This is a genomic window from Ruegeria sp. E5, from assembly GCF_056534105.1.
Window position 1 is genome coordinate 313571 of the sequence record NZ_JBQFPA010000003.1, and the last position, 17437, is coordinate 331007.

Here is a 17437-nt window from a genome sequence, read left to right on the forward strand (position 1 = left end):
TGACGCCCGGCGATGCAAGCGGTTCATGGCGCGCGGTTTTTTTACCCTAGTCTGTCAGAGTACCCAGTTCCGGTGTCTCACCTGTGGCCATTTCATCAGGCCAGTTGGTGCGCCAGATTTCCGCCGACCAGTGTCCGCAATGTACCTTCGGGCGATCAAAGCCGGGCAGGGCAGGCAGCAGTGGCGCAACCACCACATCGTGGCGCGGAACGGCGAAATAAGGGAAGGAATAGCGTTCACGCCCGGATCGATTAACCACGCGATGCGGGGTCGATTTCAACCGCCCGCCCGACCACAGTTCCAGCATGTCGCCGATATTGACCACGAAGCCGCCGGGCGGGCAGTCCGGTGTGATCCAGCCGCCGGTGCGGGTCTGCACCTCAAGTCCTCCGACCGGATCGGGAGCGATTATTGTCAGCGCGTCGGTGTCCTTATGCGGATGAATTCCATAGCCAAGCTCATCCGGGGATTGTGGCGGATAGTGTAGCAGGGTCATGTTGGTCATCGGGTCGCGGAAGGCGTCGCGTAGTGTGTTGGGCGGGATTTTTAACCCCACTTCCAATGCACCCAGCAAAAGATCTGTCACGCCATCAAGCTGTAGCCAGTAATCCAGTATTACCGCGCGGGCCTGGGGCACTTCTCGGGGCCAGATATTCGGGCCGTAAAGTGCGCATTCAACCCGGATCGGCGCATCTTCGGCTGCTTCGAAATGCAGCTTGTACCCTTCGTACTTATCCGCCGCGCCCGAGCCGTCATTGGGCGTGAAGAACCCCATCGGAATGTACCCACGATAGTTTTCGCGGGTGATGGCCTGATCCCATTTTCGGGCCTCGTCGATATCAAAGATCGCACTGACACACTCGCGCACCTGCTCGATGTGCTCAGGCGCGATGCCTGTCCCTGTGATCGATAGAAACCCGATGCTGGTGCAGGCATCCATGATCTGCGCGACCGTTGCCTGATACAGCGGACCAGAAGGATCAGTCAGCGGGCTGATATCTATGGTTGGAATACGCTCCATCAGTTAATTCTCACGCCTTGCCGTTCCAGTTCCTTATGCACAGGAGCAAGGTTCATACTGTCGAGCTCCTGATTGCTTTTCAGCGATAAGGCCGCCGCGATCCCTGCGCCCTGACCCATCACTGCGCAGCAGGACATGTTGCGCGTCGCGGCGTGAGCGACCCGATCCGCGCCATGGGACCGGCCCGCAACCAACAGGCCCTTGATCCCTTTGGGAAGCATCGAGCGATACGGAATCTGCATATATCGCCCCGTGGTCGGCAAGATCAGAATGCCGTAGCCATCGATGAATTCAGGGTAGATACCGATGGAATCCTCGAACCGGCCCTGATGTCGGGCATCGGTTTCGGTCATGTTGTAGACGGCATCGATCTTGCGCGTATCCCGAATGCCGATGGTCATTCCGAAATTGCGTAGACGTGCGTTTTCGCACCCCGGCATGAAACGGCGGAGGGCATCAATGGCCAGCATCGCCTGTCGGCGGCCTTCGATTTCACCAAAGGTCAGGCTTTCGGGGTCGGTTCCATCGATCTGGTCCATATGAATCAGGTTCATATAGGTCAGTTCTCCGGTATCGTGCATCGCCCCCCAGGTCCCCGCGATCGTGTTCAAATGAGCCGGTATCAAGCCCTCATCAATCGCCTGCTGGAAGGGTTTCTTGACGAAGGGCGAGAACATGTCGTCCTCTTTGCCCGAGGTTTCGATATTCCATTCGCCTCCGCCACCCCAGTCTTTGTAGGTCTGCGGGTCGGCTTTGACACCTTCAATAAAGGCCCGTTTGTCGACACCGGCCAGATGGAACATCACTGAGGCCGCCATCATGTCCTCGCGTGGCGTCTTGTGCGTCGGGGCGCCCGCGCGATGCGCTACATCTGCATCCCCTGTGGCGTCGATAACAACCTTGGCCAAGATCGCCTCACGCCCCGCTTTGGATTCGGTAATCACCCCAGTGATGCGATCCCCCTCCATGATCGGGGCGACGAATTGCCGGTGCAACATCGGATGGACGCCAGCCTCTTCAACCAGCTTGTCGGCCACCAGCTTGAAGCCCTCGCTGTCCAGTTCGTAGCTGAGCGATTGGCTTTCAGGCACTGCTGCACCCATCTCTTTGGCGCGGGTTTCGAACTCCATGCCGATGCCTCCGGCCTCGACAGTTTGTTCGTGGCGATACCAGGCAAAGCCTTCGACGCCGACTGCCGTAATATTCCCACCCATGCAACCGAATCTATCCATCAAGGAAACTTCGGCCCCAGCGCGTGCGGCAGCCAGCGCTGCTGACAATCCAGCGGGGCCCGAGCCGACAACCAATACGTCTGTCTGATGAACAACGGGGATCTGGCGGGCGGGTTCGGTGATTGTTTGCATTGCTGCCTCGCGGTTTAAGGTTTGCGCCAACATTGAAAACCCCAACGCTCGGGTCAATCAAAAAACCGACTGCGCATGGGTCGCAAAACACCGATGTGCGATTGCCCCCGGCTAGGCTTTGGAATAATCACCTTGCAGCGAAATTCTCACCCGTAAGGTTACGTTATGCGCCTCAGCCGTTACTTTCTGCCCGTTCTTAAGGAAAACCCCTCGGAGGCTCAGATCGTCAGCCACCGGCTGATGCTGCGTGCCGGGATGATCAAACAGGCCGCCGCCGGGATTTATTCTTGGTTGCCATTGGGCTTCAAGGTTCTGCGCAAGCTGGAGAACATTGTGCATGAAGAACAGGCGCGGGCTGGGCACATCGCGATCCAGATGCCGATTCTGCAATCAGCCGACCTGTGGCGCGAATCCGGTCGTTATGACGATTATGGCCAGGAAATGCTGCGCATGCAGGACCGCCACGGTCGCGATATGCTGTACACGCCAACCGCCGAGGAACTGGTGACCGACATCTTCCGCGGCCACGTGAGCAGCTACAAAGACCTGCCGCTGACGCTCTATCAGATTCAGTGGAAGTTCCGCGATGAAATCCGCCCACGTTTCGGCGTGATGCGGGGGCGCGAGTTCTACATGAAGGACGGATACAATTTCGATCTGACCAAAGAAGACGCGCTGCACGCCTATAACCGCCACTTGGTCAGCTATCTGCGTACTTATGAGCGGATGGGTCTGCAAGCCATCCCGATGCGCGCTGATTCTGGACCTATCGGCGGTGACTACACGCATGAGTTCCTCGTACTGGCCGATACTGGCGAATCCGAGGTCTTTTATGACAGCGCGGTCACCGATCTGACCTTCGGCGATCGTGAGATCGACTATGATAACCGCGAACAGTGTCAGGCGATCCTCGAAGAGTTCACTTCTAAATACGCCCGAACGGACGAAACCCACGACGAAGCCCTGTTTGACCAAATCCCCGAAAACCGCCGCCGCGTGGCGCGTGGTATCGAAGTGGGGCAGATCTTTTATTTTGGCACCCAGTATTCCGAAGCTCTTGGAGCGACTGTGCAAGGCCCCGATGGCAAGCCGGTTCCGGTGCATATGGGCAGCCACGGCATCGGCGTTAGCCGCCTGATCGGTGCGATCATCGAAGCCAGCCATGACGATAAGGGCATCATTTGGCCCGAAGGCGTGACTCCATTCCATTGCGGCATTGTGAACTTGAAGCAAGGTGATGAAGAGGCGGACGCGGCGTGCGATAAACTCTACAGCGCGTTGACTGCGTTGGGGCTTGAGCCGCTTTATGATGATCGGAATGAACGGGCAGGGGGCAAGTTTGCCACCATGGACCTGATCGGTCTGCCGTGGCGCATCACTGTGGGTCCGCGTGGATTGAAGAATGGTGTTGTCGAACTCACCAGCCGCCGTACCGGCGAAAGTGAGGAACTCAGCCCCGAAGCGGCCGTCACCAAGATCGCAGAAATCTATGAGGGCATCGCCTGAACAAGGCGGTGCAACCTTCGGCGGTTTAGCTCAGGAAGCTGAGGTCGGACGTGCGGTCAGGAAATCGCCGTCCGCTTCGCTGCCGCGTGCGACCACGATCGGGCGACCAAAGCGGCGTACAAGTTCCGCCAGTTCGAAGCCCAGAAACCGCAATCCACAGACGCGTTCGTCAGTGGCGCGATCCGTGATGCACAGCCGCCCCTGCCGGAAAGCAAGGCGATAGCCTTTGTCCCGCAGTATGTCGGCCAAACCGGCCCAGCTTGCTGCGCTTGTGAAAACTGGCCTGATCGCTGCCCGCAACAATACGGCGCTTTCGCAATCCAGTTCTGTTGCTGCTGAACGGGCAGTAATCGGGCCCGTACCTTCCATATGTTCTTGAATACCCATGAGCGTGCCTCCGCCCTTAAACTCTTAAAATGTGTCCCCCACACAAATAGGGTGACAAAGTTTCTCACACTAATCAATTTGTGAAACAATATTTCGCACCTGAATGTTGCGATTGTGACTCAGTCGGGTGCTGATATCTCACATTGACTTCATAACTGAAACAATAAGCCCTTGTCTGTGAAGGGGTTCACAACCATTGGTATAATTTGCGGCCAGTGATTTCTCGCGCTGCCGCTGATGAGTTGGCGCTTGGGGCAAATGATTCGTTTCAAACTGTTCTTTTCGCCCCTTTATCGGGCGCAGTAACGCCGAACCGGTGTCCGCACGATAACTGGCTTGACCATCCGGCGAAATGTCGAAAGGGTCGCGAAAAATCTGAACCCGAGGCAGGAATGGCCAAATCTCCCCCGCCCTTTGCCCCTTTCGAATGGAAAATCGCCTGGCGATACCTCCGAGCCCGTAGGGCCGAAGGGGGCGTTAGCGTGATGACCTGGATCTCGTTGATCGGGATTACGCTCGCTGTGTTCGCTCTGATCGCGACGCTGGCTGTTCGGTCCGGATTCCGGTCAGAATTCGTGGGCACTATTCTTGGGGCCAACGCACATGTCACGGTGTATTCCGCCGGAGAAATCGATGCGCAGGGGCGGCTAGACCGCACCATCACGGATTTCGATGGAATGGCCGAGCGGATCGCGCAGGTGCCGGGGGTCGAACGGGCAGCACCGCTTGTCAAAGGGCAGGTGCTGATCACCAATGCGGACCGCAGTTCAGGCGTGCAGGTCTTTGGCATTCGTCCCGACGATCTGGCCGAGTTGCCCGGTATTGCAGAAAGCGAAGAGGCCTATGGTGACCTGTCCCGGTTCCCGGACGGCATCGCCATCGGCTCGGGCGTGGCGCGGGCCATCGGGGCGACGGTGGGGGATCGGGTCAAACTGACCTCGCCCAACGGTGTCAAAACCGCATTTGGCACATCTCCCCGCGTGAACGCTTATGAGGTGGTCTATGTCTTTTCTGCCGGGCGCTATGACATCGACCGCACGCGCGTCTACATGCCGTTTGCCGAGGCGCAAAGCTTTTTCAACCGTGAGGGCGTGGCGGACGAGATCGAAGTGATGGTCGAGCGCCCCGAAGAGCTGACCCCGATCCTGATTCCGATCCTTGAGGCCGCAGGTGAGCGCAGCCAGATATGGACTTGGCAGGATGCCTCTGGAGGATTCCTGCGGGCGCTGGAGGTCGAAGACAATGTGATGTTCATCATCCTGTCGATCCTCGTGCTGATTGCAGCAATGAACATCGTCTCGGGGTTGATCATGCTGGTGAAGAACAAAGGGCGCGACATCGGTATCTTACGCACCATCGGGCTCAGCGAAGGATCAGTGCTGCGGGTGTTCTTCATTTGCGGGGCCTTTACGGGAATCATCGGAACAGCGATGGGCGTCGTACTGGGCTGCCTCTTCGCTATCTATATCGATCCGATTTTTTCCTTCGTGAACTACGTCATGGGTGGCGGCGTCTGGGACCCGTCCATTCGCGGCATCTACGCATTGCCCGCCGAATTGCACCTGTCTGACGTCATGAAAGCGATAGGGCTGTCACTTGGCCTGTCTTTCCTTGTCACTTATTTCCCGGCTCGTCGCGCAGCGCGGCTGAACCCGGTTGAGGCGCTGCGCTATGAGTGATGTGACTTTGAGGCTCAGCGGTCTGACCAAGACCTATCTGCAAGGCACCCCAGGAGAGGTGCAGGTTCTGCGCGGTGCCGATCTGGAGCTGCGCGCGGGTGAGGCTGTGGCACTGGTTGCGCCATCCGGGGCGGGCAAGTCGACCCTACTGCATATCGCGGGCCTGCTGGATATCCCGGATACCGGCGAAGTCGAAGTCGCAGGGCAGGGCGCGACGGGCAAAGGGGATCGCACGCGCACAGCGATCCGTCGGCGCGATGTTGGCTTCGTCTATCAGTTCCACCATCTGTTGCCTGAGTTTACGGCGCTGGAGAACATCGTGTTGCCGCAACTGGCAAACGGTGCTTCCGAGAAAGCAGCGCAAGCCCGTGCGATGCAGTTACTTGATCGCGTTGGCGTCGCTCCGCGCGCAGATCACCGGCCAGCAGCCTTGTCGGGCGGAGAACAACAGCGCGTGGCCTTCTGCCGGGCACTGGCAAATCAGCCACGTGTGCTGCTGGCGGATGAGCCAACCGGCAATCTGGACCCCGATACCTCGGATCAGGTGTTTGCGGCCCTTATGGCGCTGGTCCGGGATGAGGGGCTTTCGGCGCTGATCGCGACGCATAACCTTGATCTGGCGGCGCGGATGGACCGGATGTTGCGGCTGGAGGGTGGCGTGCTCAGGCCAGCTGAGTGATTGCGACCCCGATTGCCATCACCGTAATGCCTCCGGCCCGCATTAATGTCAGCGGCGTAACCTGAGCGCCGAACAGACCGAAATGGTCAATCGCAGCTGTGCTGATCAACTGGCCGAGCAAGACGAAAAACACCGCATTGCCCACGCCAAAATGTGGGGCCACATGGGTGATTGATAGCACATAGAAGGCGATTAATACGCCGCCCAGCAGCAGATGTTTGGGGGCTTGGGTGAGTTTGGCAAAGGCATCGGATCCACCGAGTACCAACAGCGCCAGCGCTGAAGCGACAAAGGCGATCGCGAACAGGACGACGGCGGCCGCATTGGGTGAGCCGATCAACCTGCCCAAGGCTGCATTCAGAGCGGCGAGGATGGGAACGCCGATCCCGGCGGCCAGCATGATGGCTGCGTATTGTGTCATTGCCTTTTGTCCCTGCGCCTATTTCGTTGATCTGGATCATTGCGCCAGCGAGAACTCCCGGCAAGTCTCGATTTGCCAAGCAGGAGGGAGAAAAGTGATGATCCGATCAATACTTGGCGCGGGCGCGCTGACTGTACTTACCATGATACCACAGGCCTCTTCAGCTCAGGACGTGGAGACCGGGGCCGAGCTGTATCAGCACTATTGCGCTACCTGTCATGGGTTGGATGCAACGGGGCATGGGCCAATGGCCGGGGTGCTGGTGATCCAGCCAACAAACCTGAGAACGCTGGCCGATGCAAATGGTGTATTTCCGACAGCGCGCGTCGTGGCGCGGATTGACGGGCGCGAACCGTTGGTCAGCCATGGCAGCCCGATGCCGGTTTATGGCCCCTATTTCGAAGGTAACGACACCGCGATCAAAACGCCGGAAGGGCAGCCAATCCTGACCAGCAAGCCAATCGTGGATCTAGTGGCTTACCTGAAGACCCTGCAAGTAAACTAACAAGCTCAGCGACAGATGCCATTAATCTCTGCGCCCGCCCAGGGTATCAGGACGGAGCTTTCACGCCTGTTACCGGGCAATTTCGAGACTTCGAATTGCGCGCTTAGCATATCGTGCAGGCGCTTGGTTCGAGGTGCGTCGGGGTCGAGCGCCCGGCAGCAAACATATTCCTCGACGATGGCGCCCTGCTGTTCGTAGCCATAGGCCAGAAAATCGGGCGAAGTATCAAGGTCGAACAGGTAAGGATCGTCCTTCCGGCCATGCTCTGCCGCAGCGCGGAACGGGTGATAACCAGTTGTCTTGCGATTTTGCCACTGCCAGACATGGGTTAATTCATGCGCAAGCAACATTGCCCCGATCAGGTTCACCTGATCGGGGTACTGGCTCATGTAGTCGTCCAGATACCAGTCCTTCGTGAAGTATACATGATTGAACAGCGCAACGCCCGCGGGTTTGCCGGTCACGGTTTCCTCTTTGACAGGTGGTAAGATCCGTTCACGGCAGGCAACCCGAGGGCGGGCTTTGCGGGTAAATGTAACCGCTGCGACGGGGGCACCCTCTACCAATCGCACACGATCCAGATTCAATGTGTCTCCGTGGATTTTACTGACAAATGCGCGCTCGTGATCGGTTAGAGGTCGACCACAGGCTACACATAGAAACAGCAATGAAATCAACAGGGGGCGGATCATGGCATTAAGCCTAATGCGGCAGCTCGGCGCTGCAAGTCGTTTTCAAAGGCTCATCGCCAGAACCCGGCTGATTTCCGTCAGCGATCGCCCGGATTGTCCCATCCATGTATTGAACGCGGCCTGCACCGCGGCCATTGCTTTTTTGGAGGTTGCAGGTTTGTCGATAACGCCCTCAGCGATCAGACGAGCTGTTACATCTTGGGACAGAATAAAGCTGTCCCGTCCGGCAAACCGCATAGCATACTGCGCCGAAGCACCGCCAAGCCGTGATCCGCGCTTGGCGAGCATCTGTAGCAAGCCGACATAATCCTGTGATGGCCACCCGCCCAGAATTTGCCCGACGCCACCTTCCGCGCGGAGTTCTAGCAGAAACGCGGCATTGTCGCGCACTGTGGCAATCTTAGTTCCGTTGCGGACAATGCGGGTGTCCTGCAGCAGTGCGTCGAATTTCTCGTCATCCATGAATGCGCAGCGTCCAATGTCGAAGCCGTCAAATGCCGTTTCGAATCCGTCCCACTTCGATTCGATCACTTTCCAGTTAAACCCTGCCTGGAACACGGTTTTCGTAATAATCGATAACCAGCGATCATCTGACATCGACACCAATTCGGCGATTGGTTTAGGCTTGCTTAGCTTGCTTTCCAGTTCGGCGGGGCCGCCGTGGCGATCAGCCGATATCTGGTAGATCTTTTCAAAGTGACGCATCTCCCAGACCCTCCCTTATCCAGATGCTGCCTTATTAAGAAGATTTGACAAGGCAAATCAGATCTTGAGATGAAGCGCGTGTTTTATATTGACTAGTCAATCAATATCTTTGACGGTTCCGAACTGACGGTGTTAAGTGTATGTATTGCCGAGTGGAGCAGCAGGGATGGGTCGTGGTTTCACGCTAGATGAAGCGCGTCGGACCCGGAACAACTGTTCCCTTTCCTTTTTCGGCTAAACTTGTGCATGTTGCGAAATGTGCTGTGACCACAAATGATCCTGGGCGGGCTCGATATCGCCATGGGGCAAACGTAAAAAACAGGGAGTTGTTGTTATGAAAAAGCTAAGCGTAAGCTTTTTGGCTATCGCAGTGGCCGGGGCGGCCCATGCCGCAGATATGGGCGCGGTCGATGAACCGATCAAGCTGGCGATCAACGAATGGACCGGTCAACATGTGACCACCCATGTGGCAGGTGAGATGCTGAAGGCCGCCGGTTATAACGTAGAATACGTGACCGCCGGGATGATGAATCAGTTCCAGGCGTTGGCCGATGGGGACATTGACGCGACATTGGAAATTTGGTCGTCCAACGTGTCCGACGAATATGCCAAGAAGATTGATGAAGGCACCGTTGTTGAAATCGGCGATCTAGGGCTTGATGCCAAGGAAGGCATTGCCTACCCGGCACATGTAGCGGAGCTGTGCCCGGGCCTGCCTGCGTGGGAAGCGCTGAAAGAGTGTGCGCAAGTTTTTGCTACGGCTGAAACTCTGCCCGGTGGCCGTCTGGTCGATTACCCAGCGGATTGGGGTACGCCCGGCGCGGATCGTATGACCGGTCTTGAATTGCCGTTCAAAGCGGTCCCCGCGGGTTCCGAGGGCGCTTTGATCGCCGAATTGCGCGCCTCGACCGAGCGCAAGTCGCCGTTGCTGATCACCTTCTGGCAGCCACATTGGGCGATGTCGGCATATGACGTACAGTTTGTCGAACTGCCTGCAGGCGAAGAGGCGTGCTTTAACGATCCGTCTTGGGGCCCGAACCCCAACGCAGTGAATGATTGCGATTTCTCGCCGTCACGTATCTTCAAGGCCGGTTGGAGCGGCATGGCAGACAAGTGGCCCGCTGCCTATGAAATCCTTACTAACTATCAGCTTTCGGTCGAAGACCAGCAGCCAATGATGGGGGCGATCGACGTAGATGGTGGCGCGGTCGAAGAAGTCGTCGCGGCATGGATGGCCGAGAATGAAGACAAATGGCGCCCCGTCGTTGACGCGGCAACGCAGTGAGTCCGCTTAAGTGACTGAAGCGAATACGCCAGCCATCGCCTGCCAGAATCTCTGGCAGGTGTTTGGCCAAGGTGCCGACAAAGCTCTGACCGACGCGCTGTCTCGGTCAGGGAGTGACGCTGACAAAGCCGCCGCCGATTTGCGCGAACAGGGGTTTATCCCCGCTGTTCAGGATGCCAATTTCGAGGTCAAAGAAGGCGAGCTTTTTGTCATCATGGGCCTGTCCGGCTCGGGCAAATCGACGCTGATTCGTTGCATTTCGCAACTTCTGCCCGGTACGGGCGGCGAGATCCGTGTGGATGGCGAGAATGTCATCGGTGCATCGAAGAAGACCCTGACTGAACTAAGGCGCAAGAAGCTGGGCATGGTTTTCCAGCATTTTGGCCTGTTCCCTCATATGACCGTGGCCGAAAACGTGGCTTATCCGCTGCGTGTGCAAGGCGTCGGTAAAAAGGAACGTTTGGCGCGTGCGCAGGAAGTAATCTCGCTGGTCGGCTTGGAAGGCCGCGAAGATAGCTTTCCCCGGCAGCTTTCGGGTGGTCAACGCCAACGCGTAGGGATCGCGCGCAGCCTTGCGGTGAATCCCGATATCTGGTTTCTGGACGAGCCGTTCTCGGCCCTTGATCCTTTGATCCGCCGCCAGCTGCAGGATGAATTCCTACGCATCCAGGCGACGTTGAAGAAATCCATCGTCTTTATCACTCACGACATTCAAGAGGCGCTGAAACTGGCCGACCGCATCGCAATTATGCGCGATGGCAAAATCGTTCAGATCGGCACGCCGACGGATATCGTGCTGCGTCCCGTAGACGACTACGTGCGCGAATTTTCTAAGGACGTCGCCAAAGGCCAGCATGCTAAGGTTGCTTCGGTCATGCGTGATGATGCTGAGCGTGGGCCGGATGATCCGGGCCTGACCACATCCATGACGCTCGACGCGGCGCTCGCGCATTGCATGGAGCTGTATGAACCCGTTCCTGTCCGTGATGCAGACGGCAATATTGTCGGTACGGTTCATCCGTCCGATCTCGCCGCAGCTTTGCAGGTGGATGAAGCATGACCGCTGTGACGGATATCCCCGCGCGGCAGGCCCGCCTGACGGCTGGGGCGCAGGCCGCGCTGATTACCCTTGTCGTTGGCGCGGTTTGCCTTGCGCTGGAAGGCGTCGCCCCATGGCTGGTCACATGGCCCAAAGAATGGGAACTGCCTGCAACGCAATGGGTTGGGGCGTTTCTCGACTGGTTTCTGAATGGCATTAAACCGGCGATGCGGTTGTTCTCGGACCTGATGACGTATCCGATGAATGCTGCAAACTACGTGCTCGGCAGCACGCCCTGGCCGATCTTGATTGGGGTCGTCACTGCGCTGGGTTGGTATCTGGGCGGTTTGCCGATGGCGGCGCTGGGGTTCTTTGGCCTCAGCTTCGTTCTGGCTTCAGGCTATTGGGCCGAGAGCATGAATACGCTGGCCCTTGTCGCCGTGTCTGTCCCCGTGGCGCTGATTATGGGCGGGGCTATCGGTATTCTTGCCAATGAAGTGCCACGTGTGAAGGCCTTTGTTCAGGCCGTACTGGACATCATGCAAACGGTGCCGACTTTTGCCTATCTGACGCCGCTGCTGCTTCTGTTTGGCTTCGGTCCGGTGGTTGGCCTGATCGCCTCGGCCATCTACGCCGCGCCACCTATGGCTCGCAACGTTATGCTGGGGCTGGAACGGGTAGAGCCCGAAATCAAAGAAGCTGCGATCATGTCCGGCGGGACGCGCTGGCAGCAGCTCTTTCAGGTCGAAATTCCTGCTGCCACGACTCAGATCATGGTTGGTGTGAACCAATGCCTGATGGCCGCGCTGTCGATGGTGATCATCGCCGCCGTCATCGGCGGCTTCAACGACATCGGCTGGGAAGTTCTGTTAACCATGCGCAAGGCGCAGTTCGGTGAATCCCTCATGGCCGGTTTGGTCATCGTTGTCTTCGCAGTGATCATCGACCGGATGAGCGGCACTTTGGCGACCGAGCGCAAGCGATATGACAGCCGCGTTGTCTGGGCGATGCTGGGCTTTGCAGTGCTGTTTACCGCTGCCTTCTGGTCCCGGTTGCCGAACCCGTCTGACCTTACAGTTCTGGACCCGATGGCCGAGGCGATTGACACCGGCCTGACCTCATTTACGCAGGCTAACGGGCCTTGGCTGGACGCACTCAAGAACAACTCTCTCTTCTATGTGTTGTTGCCCTTGCGGATCGGTCTGGACCAGGCTGTACTACCGTTCACCTGGGGGTTCCAGTGGACCCCGAGCATGAGCTGGGGTCTGTTCGCCGCTGGTGCGGCTATCGCTCTGCTGATGGCGTGGCGCGGGCATCTGACCGGCGGTCTGATCGTTCTTATCCTGATCGGCATGCTGGAAACCGGCATATCAAACCTGCCTTGGCCGTTTGTCCTGACGGGCGCGGCTGCGCTGGGTTGGGTCGCGGGTGGCTGGCGTCTTGCGGCGCTGTCGGTTGGGCTGCTGTGTACCATCCTCGTTTCAGGCCTGTGGGAGCGGGCACTCCTGTCGCTCTACCTCAGCGGTGCCGCAGTGTTTTCCTGCGCAGTGGTCGGAGGGCTGATCGGTCTTGCCAGCGCAGTTTGGGGGCCGGTCTGGAAAGTGGTTCGCCCGATCTGTGATATGCTGCAGACGATCCCACTGTTTGTGTTCCTGATCCCGGTTCTGATGGTGTTTCAGATCGGTGAGTTCTCGGCCTTCCTGGCGATCTGTGCCTACGCGATCGTCCCGATGATCCGCTACACGCGACACGGGCTGGTCAACACACCCGAGGAAATGATGGAAGCCGCAATCTCCAGCGGCGCGACCGAATGGCAGATCATGCGCGACGTCCGCGCGCCCTATGCCGCACCGACCATCCTACTGGGGCTGAACCAGACCATCCTCTATGCCTTTGCCATGCTGGTGATTGCGGCACTGATCGGGACAACCGGTCTGGGCCAGTCGATCTATCTGGCGCTGGGGCAGGCGGATGTGGGGCTTGGCATCTCGGCCGGTGCCGCCATGGCGATTTTAGCACTGATCGCTGATCGTATGGTGCAGGGTTTTGCCGAGGAACGCCGCAAGGCGCTGGGCCTGTAAGACAGGGCAGGGGCGGGTAACCGCCCCTTTGCCCTCACTTGATTTCGGACAAAGACCAGCGCGCTGTCACGGCCTAAACCGGGCGCAACACGTTCGGAGATTACGATGACTGGTTGGGGCCTCTTCCTCGCAGCACTTGCCACATTCCTTCTTAGCCACATGATTCCAGCACGCCCCGCAGTGCGCGGCTGGCTGATCGGTACGATGGGAAAGCGCGCATATTTCGCCAGCTATTCAATGATTTCTCTAGCAGTTTTGGCCTGGTTGATCATCGCCGCCGCAAATGCGCCCTATGTCGAAGTGATCCCGCCGCTTCCAATCTTTCGCTGGGTGCCTTTGCTGGTCATGCCTATAGTCTGCTGGTTGGCCATTGCGGGCCTGTCGATCCGGAACCCGTTCTCATTCGGAGGGCTGGGGCACCGTCCGTTCGATCCCGAAAACCCTGGAATCCTGCACACGACGCGTCATCCGATACTTGCGGCGTTGATGCTATGGGCTTTGGCACATCTGTTGGCCAATGGAAGCCTGTCGCATGTCATCTTGTTCGGCTTGTTTGCTGGCTTTGCGGCGATGGGCATGGCGCTCATTGATCACCGCACCGCGCGCAATTTGGGGACGGAATGGGTACGCCTTTCCCGCAATACGGCGCGCCTGTCACTCAGCGCGCCCCGCCCTTGGCCCAGCCTTTGGGTCTGGTTGACTGCTTTGGCTTTTTACGCGGTTCTCCTCCACCTGCACGCATCGGTGATCGGGCTTTCTCCACTGCCTTGATGGATGAAGGTGGTCGGACAAGCCGACGCGTGCTATCTGAAACGTCACCAATTGAACTTTGAGGTCCAAAAAATGCATCTGGCCTATGTTACGACAACCGATCGCGGCGCAACCGATCGCCTGCTTAGCGAATTTGCGGATGGTCTTGTGCAGGCCGGAACACCGATTGCCGGGGTTGTGCAGACCAACACCGAATGTGCCGACGGATATAAATGCGATATGGATCTGAAAGTCTTGCCGACCGGGGAAACCATTCGCATCTCACAATCCCTTGGCAAGAACGCTCGGGGTTGCCGTCTGGATCCGGCTGAATTGGAACGGGCCGTCGGCCTCGTGACGCGGTCGCTTGAGGATAGCCCTCAATTGCTGATCATCAACAAGTTCGGAAAGCACGAGGCGGACGGGCGGGGCTTTCGCCCGATTATCGCCGACGCTCTTGAACGTGAAATTCCCGTCTTGGTGGGCGTCAATAAATTGAACATTGAAAAGTTTCAGGAATTCGCCGGCGGCATAGCCGAGGCGCTTGGCCCCGATGTCAGCAGCCTGACTGAGTGGTTTGACAAAATATCCCAAACCGACGTGCAACACGCCGAGGCATCTGGCAACTAAAGCCCGCGCTTCGACCGACTAAGCGAAGCACTTCGTTTCACGCGCCCAACTGCCGCAAAAATGGTGGACTTGAGCCCACACATCGGGTCTAGCTTCGGTCAAAGTTGCAATCCGGCGGCCAGGTATCCTGGGCGAGTGCCGACGAAATGGGCTTATCCATGATCGAAGATCAGTGCGTCTCAGATGAGCGATCTCTGGAAGCCGCTTGCGGGGTCGATGACCCGGCAGCGAAGCAATCCCGTCTTGATGGGTTGATGTCGACAGATCGCTTCTGGTTAAGCATAGTAACGGCTTACTTTCTGCTTCATGTCGTATTGCGAGTTGCAACCGGCGGCGCGCTTGGTCTGGATGAGGCTGAGATACTTCTTGATGCGCGCCGCTTGGAATGGGGCTACGGCCCGCAACTGCCACTTTATGCCTGGCTGCAATGGGGCATCTTTCAGATAACCGGTCCCGGCATATTAGGGCTGTCACTGCTGAAGAACGGGATGCTGCTGGCGACGGTTGTCGCGCTGTACCTGACCATACGAACCCGTCATGCGCCACTGTGGGCAGGGCTGTCGGTCCTGTCACTTCTGATGCTCTATCAGTTTAGTTGGGAGGCGCAACGCGCGCTGACGCATACCGTTCTGGCCAATCTCTGCTCGGTTCTGACCTTCGCGGTGATTTGGGGGCTAATTCGCAAACCGACGACTTGGGGATTCGTCTTGCTGGGCGTAGTCGTGGCAATGGGAAGTTTGTCAAAATACAACTATGCGATCGCGCTGCTGGCCATGTTGCTGGCGGCTTTCAGTGCATCTGAGACGCGCAAGCCTCTCTGGTCGCCTCGACTGCTGCTTTCGTTGGGTGTCGCCGCATTGCTTGTCACACCACCGATGCTATGGGTTCTGAACAATCCCGAACACGCATTTGCAAGCGCGCGCAAGTTGGACATGAGCAGCGATGGCCCAACCACATTGATCGCGCTGCAAGGCTTGGTTGAGCTGGCCTTGGCGTCGGCTGGGTTTGTATCGCTCTTGCTGATCGTACTGGGCGTCCTTTGGTCGATCTATCTCAGGCAAGGGGTGGCCGCCAAAGGCGATGATCTGTGGCGATTGATGACGCGTACACTGGTCTGGGCGTTGTTACTTATGGCGGCTGTAGTGCTTGTGAGCGGAAGCACCAACGTAAAGGATCGCTGGCTGCAACCGATTTTGATTTATGCCGGCCCCGTACTGTGTTTGTGGCTACTACCCAGAACAGGTCGTAAAGGCGTAAACCGATTTGCTCAGGTCAGCGCCGTTCTAGCGGTGTTTATCGGACTGGCGATGCTGCATCACAATCTGGCAGGGGATGCCAAACGCGCGGCCCCTTTCGCTACTTTGACCTCTGAGATAATCGCGCAAACAACGCCCGAAAGTGCAATTGTTGCTGACAATTGGATTTCCGGAAACATGGCCTATTTTGCGCCCGATCAGCCTGTTTACAGCGATCGGGACCCGCGCGCGCCAAATGCTGCTCTTCGGGTTTGGGAATCGGCTCGAAATGTCCCGAAGGACGTCGACCCAGCACAGGTGAAAACCTTGGTAGCGCCATACCGCTTTGACAACAACGAAGAGATGACGCTGTCATTTGGACCTGTGTCGCAATAGCGCGGGGACCATGGAAGTTGACATCGAACGTTGCTATCACCCAGATATCGGCCTGAACGAATGGCTCAATTTTTTCGGTGAGTAAGTGGTGGGCGACCCTGGAATCGAACCAGGCGTGCGTCTCCGCGAGGGAGTTACAGTCCCCTGCCACACCTTGCGGCCTGTCGCCCACTGTCAGGCGTTGCACCTGACGTGGAGGCGTGATTACTAGCGCGTCTAAAGGGCGTCAACAGGAAAATACCGCTTTGACGCAGGAAACCGAATTCCCGGCCCGGAGGCCCGTATCATGAAGAAACCAAAGTGGGTCGTTGAGAAGGAACAGGCGCGCAAAGCGGCTGCGGCAGAAACCGTCTGGCTGTTCGGTCTACACGCCGTACGCGACGCGCTGATGAACCCGAAACGGCAGAAGCTGCGCCTGATTGTGACGCGCAATGCCCGCGACAAACTGCTGGAAGCTATTGAATTTGCGGAGATTGTACCCGAGATCGTTGATCCGCGAAAATTCACCGCACCGATTGATCCGGGATCGGTTCATCAGGGCGCGGCACTTGAGGTCAAGCCGCTGGAATGGGGTGGGCTTGCCGAGAATTGTATCGGGCAGGAAAACCCACGTGTGCTGCTGCTGGACCGGGTGACAGACCCACATAACGTCGGGGCGATTCTACGCTCGGCAGAAGTGCTGGGCGCCAGCGCCGTCATTGGCACCCGCCACCATTCAGCGCCCGAGACCGGCGCTTTGGCAAAAACTGCCAGCGGCGCGTTGGAACGACAACCCTATCTACGCGTGCGCAATTTGGCCGATACGATCATCGAGCTGCAGAACATGGGGTATTTAGTCCTGGGTCTGGATGGTGAGGCCGAACAGACGATAGAAGCCACGCTGGGCGACAAGCGTGATCGCCCGGTGGCGCTGGTGCTGGGGGCCGAGGGGCCCGGGTTGCGGCAGAAAACCAAAGAAACCGTCGATCAATTGGTAAAAATTGACGCGGCGGGGGGATTTGGTTCTCTGAACGTCTCAAATGCCGCGGCTATCGCACTATATGCATCCAAACCCAGATGACA

The 17437-nt window shown here is 57.8% G+C and carries 17 protein-coding genes and 1 tRNA gene; 11 read left to right on the top strand and 7 right to left on the bottom strand.

The genetic code is table 11. The features are described 5' to 3' along the window. Positions 1 to 46: 46 nt before the first annotated feature. On the bottom strand, positions 47 to 1021 hold the full coding sequence (locus tag ACR0BI_RS13490) for an isopenicillin N synthase family oxygenase (RefSeq protein ID WP_170401499.1): 975 nt from the start codon (positions 1019 to 1021) through the stop codon (positions 47 to 49). After that, positions 1021 to 2418 carry an FAD-dependent oxidoreductase gene (locus ACR0BI_RS13495; protein WP_170401496.1) on the bottom strand — a complete coding sequence of 466 codons (1398 nt, stop codon included), beginning with the start codon at positions 2416 to 2418 and terminating at the stop codon, positions 1021 to 1023. The genes ACR0BI_RS13490 and ACR0BI_RS13495 overlap by 1 nt, the downstream gene beginning before the upstream one ends. Positions 2419 to 2550: 132 nt before the next feature. Here ACR0BI_RS13495 and proS point away from each other — a divergent pair, with 132 nt between their 5' ends. Beyond that, positions 2551 to 3891, top strand: a complete 1341-nt coding sequence (gene proS / locus ACR0BI_RS13500) for a proline--tRNA ligase (RefSeq protein ID WP_170465087.1) — start codon at positions 2551 to 2553, stop codon at positions 3889 to 3891. A 30-nt stretch (positions 3892 to 3921) separates the two neighbouring features. On the opposite strand, the gene ACR0BI_RS13505 is transcribed toward proS, so the two are convergent. Beyond that, the gene (locus tag ACR0BI_RS13505) at positions 3922 to 4278 is read right to left on the bottom strand and encodes a hypothetical protein (RefSeq protein ID WP_170392119.1); all 357 of its coding nucleotides are present in this window, start codon (positions 4276 to 4278) and stop codon (positions 3922 to 3924) included. Between the two features lie 392 nt (positions 4279 to 4670). Between ACR0BI_RS13505 and ACR0BI_RS13510 the strand changes: the two genes are divergently transcribed. Continuing rightward, positions 4671 to 5957, top strand: a complete 1287-nt coding sequence (locus tag ACR0BI_RS13510) for a lipoprotein-releasing ABC transporter permease subunit (RefSeq protein ID WP_170512314.1) — start codon at positions 4671 to 4673, stop codon at positions 5955 to 5957. Beyond that, entirely contained in the window at positions 5950 to 6636 is a 687-nt protein-coding gene (locus ACR0BI_RS13515) for an ABC transporter ATP-binding protein (RefSeq protein WP_170392116.1), read from the top strand. Before ACR0BI_RS13510 ends, ACR0BI_RS13515 begins: the two co-directional genes overlap by 8 nt. Here ACR0BI_RS13515 and ACR0BI_RS13520 read toward each other — a convergent pair. Further along, complete coding sequence (locus ACR0BI_RS13520) at positions 6620 to 7057, bottom strand: DMT family transporter (RefSeq protein WP_170661955.1); 438 nt, start codon at positions 7055 to 7057, stop codon at positions 6620 to 6622. The two genes, ACR0BI_RS13515 and ACR0BI_RS13520, sit on opposite strands and share 17 nt — an antisense overlap. Positions 7058 to 7154: 97 nt before the next feature. On the opposite strand from ACR0BI_RS13520, the gene ACR0BI_RS13525 reads away from it, so the two are divergent. Beyond that, positions 7155 to 7562 carry a c-type cytochrome gene (locus ACR0BI_RS13525; RefSeq protein ID WP_170392112.1) on the top strand — a complete coding sequence of 136 codons (408 nt, stop codon included), beginning with the start codon at positions 7155 to 7157 and terminating at the stop codon, positions 7560 to 7562. Between the two features lie 5 nt (positions 7563 to 7567). Here ACR0BI_RS13525 and ACR0BI_RS13530 read toward each other — a convergent pair whose 3' ends face one another. Together ACR0BI_RS13530 and ACR0BI_RS13535 are read right to left on the bottom strand one after the other, a co-directional pair. Further along, the gene (locus tag ACR0BI_RS13530) at positions 7568 to 8254 is read right to left on the bottom strand and encodes a hypothetical protein (RefSeq protein WP_170392110.1); all 687 of its coding nucleotides are present in this window, start codon (positions 8252 to 8254) and stop codon (positions 7568 to 7570) included. Between the two features lie 42 nt (positions 8255 to 8296). After that, on the bottom strand, positions 8297 to 8959 hold the full coding sequence (locus ACR0BI_RS13535; RefSeq protein WP_170563841.1) for a DNA-3-methyladenine glycosylase I: 663 nt from the start codon (positions 8957 to 8959) through the stop codon (positions 8297 to 8299). Between the two features lie 334 nt (positions 8960 to 9293). Between ACR0BI_RS13535 and ACR0BI_RS13540 the strand changes: the two genes are divergently transcribed. From ACR0BI_RS13540 to ACR0BI_RS13565, 6 genes are all read left to right on the top strand, one after another. After that, the gene (locus ACR0BI_RS13540; protein WP_170392106.1) at positions 9294 to 10244 is read left to right on the top strand and encodes an ABC transporter substrate-binding protein; all 951 of its coding nucleotides are present in this window, start codon (positions 9294 to 9296) and stop codon (positions 10242 to 10244) included. 10 nt (positions 10245 to 10254) lie between these two features. Continuing rightward, entirely contained in the window at positions 10255 to 11304 is a 1050-nt protein-coding gene (locus ACR0BI_RS13545) for a betaine/proline/choline family ABC transporter ATP-binding protein (RefSeq protein ID WP_170392104.1), read from the top strand. Beyond that, a complete protein-coding gene (locus tag ACR0BI_RS13550; protein ID WP_480562385.1) occupies positions 11301 to 13364 on the top strand; it encodes an ABC transporter permease in 2064 nt (687 codons plus the stop codon). Before ACR0BI_RS13545 ends, ACR0BI_RS13550 begins: the two co-directional genes overlap by 4 nt. Positions 13365 to 13469: 105 nt before the next feature. Continuing rightward, positions 13470 to 14135, top strand: coding sequence for an NnrU family protein (locus ACR0BI_RS13555; protein WP_480562384.1), 666 nt, complete (start codon positions 13470 to 13472; stop codon positions 14133 to 14135). A gap of 72 nt (positions 14136 to 14207) precedes the next feature. Further along, positions 14208 to 14744: a DUF2478 domain-containing protein gene (locus ACR0BI_RS13560; RefSeq protein WP_480562383.1), complete on the top strand. Its 537-nt coding sequence runs from the start codon at positions 14208 to 14210 to the stop codon at positions 14742 to 14744. Positions 14745 to 14902: 158 nt separating this feature from the next. Next, positions 14903 to 16375, top strand: coding sequence for an ArnT family glycosyltransferase (locus ACR0BI_RS13565; protein WP_480562382.1), 1473 nt, complete (start codon positions 14903 to 14905; stop codon positions 16373 to 16375). Positions 16376 to 16461: 86 nt separating this feature from the next. Here the strand turns inward: ACR0BI_RS13565 and ACR0BI_RS13570 are convergent. Beyond that, a tRNA-Tyr gene (locus tag ACR0BI_RS13570) sits at positions 16462 to 16545 on the bottom strand. A 116-nt stretch (positions 16546 to 16661) separates the two neighbouring features. Between ACR0BI_RS13570 and rlmB the strand changes: the two genes are divergently transcribed. Next, positions 16662 to 17435, top strand: coding sequence for a 23S rRNA (guanosine(2251)-2'-O)-methyltransferase RlmB (gene rlmB, locus ACR0BI_RS13575; protein WP_170625271.1), 774 nt, complete (start codon positions 16662 to 16664; stop codon positions 17433 to 17435). Positions 17436 to 17437: the final 2 nt, after the last annotated feature.